The organism is Collinsella sp. HCP28S3_B9 (genome assembly GCF_052066095.1).
Taxonomy (GTDB): Bacteria; Actinomycetota; Coriobacteriia; order Coriobacteriales; family Coriobacteriaceae; genus Collinsella.
The window spans coordinates 23,541-31,132 of sequence record NZ_JBQHST010000028.1; the positions used below are offsets into that span (position 1 = coordinate 23,541).

Consider the following 7,592-nt stretch of genomic DNA (forward strand, 5'->3'; position numbering starts at 1 on the left):
GTGAATTGGCTTGGAGTTACTTTGATACCAAAGAAGATTCATTACATATGGTTGGGCGGAAACCCGCTTCCGCCATTAGCAAAAAAGTGCCTTTCTTCCTGGCGTAAATTTATGCCTGATTATGAGATTGTCCGATGGGACGAGTCGAATTTAGACTTTGGCCTCTGTGAGTATGCTTGCGAAGCATATAAAGCTAAAAAGTGGGCATTTGCCAGTGATTACGCTCGGTTTAAGATTCTCTACGAGCAGGGCGGCATATACCTCGATACTGACGTGGAAGTTATTCGTTCGTTGGAGCCCATTCTCGAACGAGGTCCATACATGGGATTCGAGGTTGACTGCAGCGAGACAACTAAAGGAACGGTTGCTTCTGGGCTTGGCCTGGCGGCCAATCCTGGGCTTGGCCTGGCGGCCAATCCTGGGCTTGGCCTGTATAGGGACATCCTTGATTCTTACGAACAGGATCATTTTATCAAAGATGATGGAAGTTACGACCTTACTACAGTCGTTGATAGGGTGACTAATATCCTCCGTGAAAAAGGGCTTCGTGACGTCCCCGGAATTCAAGAAGTCGCTGGCGTGCGTATTTATCCGAGTGAATATTTTTGTCCGAAAGACCCTATAAATTCTCGCTTAATACTTACCGAAAACAGCTATTCAATTCATCATTATGATGGATCTTGGACGACGAGTAAGCAAAGGATCCATAAGAGAATTTCTTATCTAATTGGTCCAAAAGCGACCACTGCTTTAAAAAAACTTGTCGGACGATAGGTGAGGATGTGGCTTACAAAGACCCGGAGACGTTTGGCATTGGCTCAAGTGGGTTCAACGCCATCAGTGTCATCATTCCCGCTTATCAGGCAGAGGAGACCATAGAACGTAGCGTCACTAGTGCACTTTCGATTGGTCCTGCTCTTCGTGAGATTGTTGTAGTTGATGACGGGTCGACTGATGACACGAGTGTAATTGTGGCACGGCTTGCGAATTGCGATGACCGGGTAAGGTTAATTCGTCAGCAAAATAAAGGTCGTTCTGCTGCACGAAATGTTGGGTTGGCGGCGGCTCATGGTTCTTGGATTATGTTCCTTGATGCCGACGATTATCTGTTCCCGGGTGACTATGAGGTGCTAATTGATGCGGCTGTTATAAATGACCTTGGCCTTATTATTTGCCAGCATTCGTGTTCTGATGCTGGCAAAACGGAGGTACGGGATACAAGAACGTCTTTGTCTGACATATCTGTTGTTTCCGCCGATTCGCTCAAACGGGTTATGGTTGATGGTGGATGGAATGGCTTTGTGAAGGATGCGGAACGCTATGAATTCAATGCTGCTTGGTCTCGTTTGTACCGGCGTGATCTGATTAGTGAGGCCGTCAATCGCTTGGGTACGAATTTTGCGCCTTTTCCTTTGGGGCTTAGGTTTTCGGAAGATCGTATCTTTAATCTTGAGTATCTTTGGCTGCTTGAGAACGGTAAGGTGGCATTTTTGCCGTTTTGCGCGTATCACTGGGATGTTGACAGATCCTCTACGTGCGGCGTCGTGCGTCCACAGGACGTTGACTCGCTTGTGCGTTACTCAGCCGTTGTCGAGGTCATGCGTGACCGTGGCTTATTTGGAGAGCGAGAGGCTCGACTTCTTTTGGCACGTGAGTTTATGGGGCAGTTTAACAGGGCGACTAAGTCGGGCTCGTTGCTTTCGGAAGTTCAGGAGGCGTGGTTCAGAGCTTTCGATGCCGTGTGGCTGCGCGAGCACCTTGTGGAGTGTCCCCGGGATAGTTTGGGGATGCACGGTGAGTGGCGTCTTGCTTGGGAACTTCTCTCGAAAGGTAAGTTGCATGCTGCATTCGCGATTTACGGTGCGCTAGCGAGGGTTCGTGCTGTGATTAAACACTGACACCATTTGTATTTGCCATATGGCTTCCATGTATATTTTTGTTTTAATTAAGATATTGGGTGTGAGATATTGAAATCGGCGATTTTAACAATTCAGAGTATCAACTACGGGAATAGGCTTCAGAACTATGCTTTGCAAACAGTTTTGGAGCACTGCGGTAATTGCGTGGAGTCGCTTGGGCGTGAGGCCGGCTTTCGTGGTTCGACAGTTACAAAGTTAAAAACAGTAAAACGAAAGCTGGGCGCATTAGGGCATCGTGGTGACAAGATCGGATCCTTTAGGCACTTCGATTCGCAATTCATTGCCTTCTCGAATTCAATAGTTTCAAAAGAGTATTCCTCACCGGGGCTAGCATCGTTTTACGATAACTTTGTCATTGGCTCCGATCAGGTTTGGAATCCTGATTTCGAGTTTAACAGCGAACTGGAATATCTTCCGATGGTCCCTGCAGAAAAGAAAATTGCTTATGCCGCCAGTTTCGGTGTGAGTGAGATCACGGAGAACCGTGAAAAAACTGCCGAGTTACTTGATGGAATCAAATTCATTTCCGTCCGTGAGGCTGCGGGTGCAAATATTGTTCATGACCTTACTGGTCGCGATGTTCCCGTAGTACTTGATCCGACATTGCTGCTCGATCCAGCAGACTGGCAAAAGGTCTCTGTCAAACCCGGTAAGGTTGACTGCAGCAGTCCTTACGTATTCAAATACGTTCTTGGAAACGATGTTAATGATGGTCGCATTGCTGCCCTCGCCGCTTCACGAGGTCTTGAGGTCATCGATGTCTTGGACGACGCACTTGCAATTGGTCCATCTGAGTTCGTTTGGCTTATCGCCCACAGTGATCTTGTTTGTACCGATTCCTTCCATGCGAGTGTATTTGCGCTGCTGCACCATAGGCCACTCGCCGTTTATGAACGCGTGAGTGCCGATGCCGACATGTCCTCGCGTTTTGACACACTGTGCTCTAACTTCGGACTCGTTGGGCATCGTTCTTCTGAGGCATCTTTTGGTGAGGAAGCCATCTTCGGTACTGATTGGGATGGTGTAGAGCTGCGTCTCGCTGCGCTTCGTGAGTCCTCGCTTGTTTGGCTTCGAGGCGCCCTGGACGGTGTCGCTCGTGGCTAGCCAGCGCAAGGCCGGCGTAATGCTCGGCTACCTCAATATTGTTGTTAAAAACCTCGTCAACCTGGTCTATACACCCATGCTCCTGGCATTTGTCGGCCAGGCTGACTATGGCGTTTACCAAACGTCTAACTCGTTTGTATTTTCGCTGACGCTTTTGACCTTTGGTTTTTCCGAGGCGTATATTCGCTTCTATACCCAAAGACGTGCGACTGGGGATGAGTCAGATATCCGCAGACTTAACGGCATGTATCTAATTCTTTACGTTATTGTCAGCACTATTGCTCTGTTTCTCGGGCTCCTATTTGCAGGTAATGTTGAATTCTTCTTCTCCGGGAGCTTTACGTTCGATCAGGTTGGCCTTGCTGGGCAGCTTATGGGGATAATGGCGTTCAATGTTACGGCCACCCTTTTTTCCACAGTCTTCGACGCCTATATTCTCGCCCATGAGCAGTTTAAGTTTCAGCAGACGCGACAGATGTTTACTTCATTGGCTACGCCCGGTGTGGCATTCGTCCTTCTTAATCTTGGTCTGGGTGCAGTTGGCGTTGCTTTTGCCCAGCTGGGCGTTACTTTGACGTTGCTAGTGCTCAATGCGAGATTTGCCATCTTTAAGCTTGGCATGAGATTTGATGTTCGTCGCTTTGACTTCTCGCTATTTGCTGCTATTGCAGTATTTAGTGCTTGGATTTTTTCTAATCAGGTCTGTGAACTCATTAATCAGAGTGTGCCAAACATGCTGCTTGGCGCGCTATCGGGTGCAAGCACTGTTGCCGTCTTTGCCGTTTCTTTGCAGATAAGGCAAGTTTTTTATTCGTTATCTACTACCATGTCTAACGTGTTTGTCCCGCTTATCAACCGTATCGTTGCGGAAAGTAACGATAACGATCAGCTAACTTCTCTTATGACGCGTGTCGGCAGATATCAGGCGTTGTTGTTTTGCTACGTCTTTGGCGGTTTTGTCCTATTGGGGCGGTTTTTCATCGTTAAGTGGGCTGGAGAGGATTTCTCCGATGCATATTGGCTCATCGTGCTTATGGTTGCGCCGTTGATCATTCCTTTGACTCAGAATACAGGAATCGAGATTCAACGAGCTAAAAATAGGCACAAGGCCAGAAGCGTTGCCTACCTCTGTATGGCGGCCATTAATCTCGGTTTGACTGCGGTGCTAGCTGGGCCTTTTGGCTATTGGGCGCCCGCTATTGGTTATGTGACTTACATATTTCTTGGCTGCGGTGTATTTATGAACTGGTATTACCAACGCTATATCGGGCTTGATATGTTCAAGTTTTGGAAGAGGATCCTTCCGGTTGTGTTTGTCACTGTGCTTGTTGTTGTTGTTTGTCTTGCGGGAACATCCTTGGTGCCGGTATCCAGCTGGCTATCTTTTTCGCTCTGGGGTGCGTTATATAGTTTTGTAATGGTCGCTTGTTTCTGGAAGTTCCTTCTCGATTCTCGAGAGCGCAAAGCCGTCTTTGCGAGATTGCCCTATTTGCATCGCCAATAAAGGAAGGTTGATAATGCAAAATATATACACCGATGAACGTAATGTTCAAATTCTTGTTTCACTATTAAAGCAGCATGGCATTAAGCGGATTATTGCGAGCCCCGGCACTACTAACATTACTTTTGTCGAGTGTCTTCAGGGCGACCCGTTCTTTGAAGTGTTTTCATCCGTTGACGAACGATCTGCTGCTTATATGGCCTGCGGTATGGCCGCGGAGACCGGAGAGCCCGTTGTTCTTTCATGCACGGGAGCTACCGCTTCTCGTAATTACCTGCCCGGTTTGACTGAGGCGTTTTACCGCAAACTTCCCGTTCTAGCCGTTACGTCTACTCAGCATCCTGGCCGTATCGGTCGCAACGTTCCCCAAGTGATGGATCGACGCAGCCCGCTTAACGATGTGTGTGTTTATAGCTTCCAGTCGCGTTCTATCGCATCTGCGGACGATCGTCTTGAGTGCGAACTTTGCACCAATGAGGCTCTTCTGGAGCTCACGCGCCACGGAGGTGGACCGGTTCATATCGATTTAGTCACTACCTATAGTGATGGTTTTTCTGCTGACGGTCTGCCTGTTGCACGCAAAATCGATCGTATCTTCCCGGGCGATGACCTTCCGCCGCTCGAGGGTAAGCGGGTAGAGGTATTTGTTGGCGCCCATCGCCCGTGGAGCGAAAAGTTGGCCGCTGCTGTTGATTCGTTCTGCGCTACGTATGGCGCTGCTGTGCTATGTGATCAAACGAGCAACTATCGTGGCGCTTATCGTGTTCTTGCGGGGCTTGTTTCAAAGCAAGAATGCGGTCAGATTGCCTGCAACCATGCCGATGTGATTGTCTACATCGGTGATATCTCTGGTGCATATCTCAATCTTCCCGCCTGTGAAGTGTGGCGTGTTAACCCTGATGGGCGGATTCGTGAGCCCTTTGGCACCCTGCGCTATGTCTTCGAGATGAACGAGCAAGAGTTCTTTGAGTCTTATGCCGCGAAGACCGATTCGATGGCTACCTTCAACGTTTCTGATGAATGGAACGCTGCTGACGCCTCTCTTCGTGATCGTATGCCGGAACTTCCTTTTTCCAATATCTGGTGCGCTGAGCAGATGGCGTCTGAACTCCCTGAGAATGCGGTGCTACATCTTGGCATTCTTAACACGCTGCGGAGTTGGAACTTCTTTGAGACTCCAAACAGCGTTTCTTGTTTTTGTAACACGGGCGGTTTTGGTATCGATGGCTGCGTTTCCACTTTGATAGGCGCTTCGCTCGCTTCTCCCGAAAAGTTGTTTTTTGGAGTTGTGGGAGACCTTGCGTGCTTCTACGACCTTAACTCCATGGGCAATCGTCATGTCGGGTCAAACCTTCGTATCATGCTGGTCAATAACGGTGTTGGCACCGAGTTCAAAAACTATAGTCATAAGGCTGCACAGTTTGGCGAAGATGCTGATTCCTTTATGGCTGCCCGCGGTCATTTTGGTGCTCAATCCCCTGATCTCATGCATCATTATGCTGAGGATCTTGGTTTTGAATATCTAAGCGCATCAAACAAGGAAGAGTTTTCTTCGGTTGTTGGTCGTTTTACGGATTCTGAGATGCACGACCGTCCACTTCTTTTGGAAGTTTTTACCGATAGCCAAGCCGAGAGCGATGCTCTTAAGGCTGTTTCGCAAATCGAGGTTGATGCAAAGCATGTTGCTAAGGCGGCTATCAAAGGCGCCCTTGGAGACAAAGGCATCTCGGCAGTCAAAAAATTGCTGGGGAGGTAGACCTTGAAAGCCCTTGTCTTGGGAGGCACGGGAGCCATGGGCTCCCATGTGTGCGAAAAACTTGCGAATCGTGGCTGGGACATCACTGTTACCACTCGGCGACCGAGGGAGTCTGGTAACGCGCACATCTCTTTTGCAATCGGCAATGCGCATGATCAGGCATTTTTGAATAGTTTGCTCGATTCTAGCTGGGACGCTATCGTTGATTTCATGGTCTGGTCGACCGCGGAATTTAGGGATAGATATAAAAAATTTCTTTCAGCTTCTAAGCAATACGTTTTTACTTCTTCGTATCGCGTTTATGCTGACTCCTCTGTAATTACGGAGGAGTCTCCTCGCTTGCTTGATATCGTTAACGATGATGAATATCTTGCGACCGATGAATATGCGCTTTCCAAAGCGCGTTGTGAAAACCTTCTTTTAGCTGAGGTTGGGTGTAACTGGACAATTATTCGCCCTGCGGTAACTTACGATGGCGCGGTGGGCAGATTGCAGCTTGCGGTCCTGGAATCTGATGAATGGCTCTGGAGAGCCATTCATCAGATTCCCGTTCCGCTTCCCGCCGCAATGCTCAAAAAGCAATCGACCATGAGTTGGGGCGGCGATGTTGCCGAGATGATTTCTCGTCTCGTCGGTAACTCTAAGGCACTGGGCGAGGCTTTTACCGTCTCTGGATCTGACCATATGACGTGGAGTCAAGTTGCCGATGCGTATCGGGAGGTTTTACCGTCGCTTGAAGTTGTTCCTTGTGAACTTAGTGAGTTTGAACGTCATAGAGGCGGTGTCTATCAGATTCGCTATGACCGAATGTTTAATAGGGTTATTGATAATTCGAAAATCCTATCTGTTACGGGGATGACGCAGGAAGGCTTGAAGGGAATGCGCGAAACATTGCCCGAAGAGCTTTCGCTTTATCTTTCTTCTGAGCCTTCGCTTCCCAGTAGACCGGGATTTCAGGGGAAGCTTGATAGCCTTACCGGAGGCGTCCCGTCTTTTGCCGCCGTTGCAGCGACTTCAGGCTTCGTGGGCGCTTCTAAGTACCTGGTAAGAAGGGCGCTTAAGTAAATAGCAGGCGGGCCTATCGATTGAGGATTCATCGGTAGGCCCGTTGTCAAATCGTTGGGAATATTTGCTTAAAGAATGTTGTAGGCAAGCTTTTGTTTGGTAAATAGGTCGCTATTTAGGAAATTTTCTATCGCGCGATCGCGTGCCGAATGTTGGTGTAAGGGGCCGCTTCCCTGGCCGTAGAAAGCAGGAAGCGGTTATCGCCTAGAATCTTAATTGCTGAAGCTAGGATTCGTGGAAAGGCAAT

General features: G+C 48.6%; 6 protein-coding genes. All 6 read left to right on the top strand.

The genetic code is table 11. From position 1 onward, the window contains the following. The 6 genes from ACTNBB_RS07455 (at position 1) to ACTNBB_RS07480 (ending at position 7,345) form a co-directional block, all read left to right on the top strand. A complete protein-coding gene (locus ACTNBB_RS07455; RefSeq protein WP_441056134.1) occupies positions 1-774 on the top strand; it encodes a glycosyltransferase family 32 protein in 774 nt (257 codons plus the stop codon). 8 nt (positions 775-782) lie between these two features. After that, the gene (locus tag ACTNBB_RS07460; protein ID WP_441056133.1) at positions 783-1,898 is read left to right on the top strand and encodes a glycosyltransferase family 2 protein; all 1,116 of its coding nucleotides are present in this window, start codon (positions 783-785) and stop codon (positions 1,896-1,898) included. Positions 1,899-1,967: 69 nt separating this feature from the next. Continuing rightward, positions 1,968-3,023, top strand: a complete 1,056-nt coding sequence (locus ACTNBB_RS07465) for a polysaccharide pyruvyl transferase family protein (protein WP_441056131.1) — start codon at positions 1,968-1,970, stop codon at positions 3,021-3,023. Then, positions 3,016-4,527, top strand: coding sequence for a lipopolysaccharide biosynthesis protein (locus ACTNBB_RS07470; protein WP_441056129.1), 1,512 nt, complete (start codon positions 3,016-3,018; stop codon positions 4,525-4,527). Before ACTNBB_RS07465 ends, ACTNBB_RS07470 begins: the two co-directional genes overlap by 8 nt. Positions 4,528-4,540: 13 nt before the next feature. Continuing rightward, positions 4,541-6,280: a thiamine pyrophosphate-binding protein gene (locus tag ACTNBB_RS07475; RefSeq protein WP_441056128.1), complete on the top strand. Its 1,740-nt coding sequence runs from the start codon at positions 4,541-4,543 to the stop codon at positions 6,278-6,280. A 3-nt stretch (positions 6,281-6,283) separates the two neighbouring features. Further along, complete coding sequence (locus tag ACTNBB_RS07480) at positions 6,284-7,345, top strand: NAD-dependent epimerase/dehydratase family protein (RefSeq protein WP_441056127.1); 1,062 nt, start codon at positions 6,284-6,286, stop codon at positions 7,343-7,345. Positions 7,346-7,592: the final 247 nt, after the last annotated feature.

What these genes read in the sequence shown, in the direction of transcription:
- ACTNBB_RS07475 (WP_441056128.1), top strand. Translation starts at nt 4,541, where the DNA reads ATGCAAAATATATACACCGATGAACGTAATGTTCAAATTCTTGTTTCA.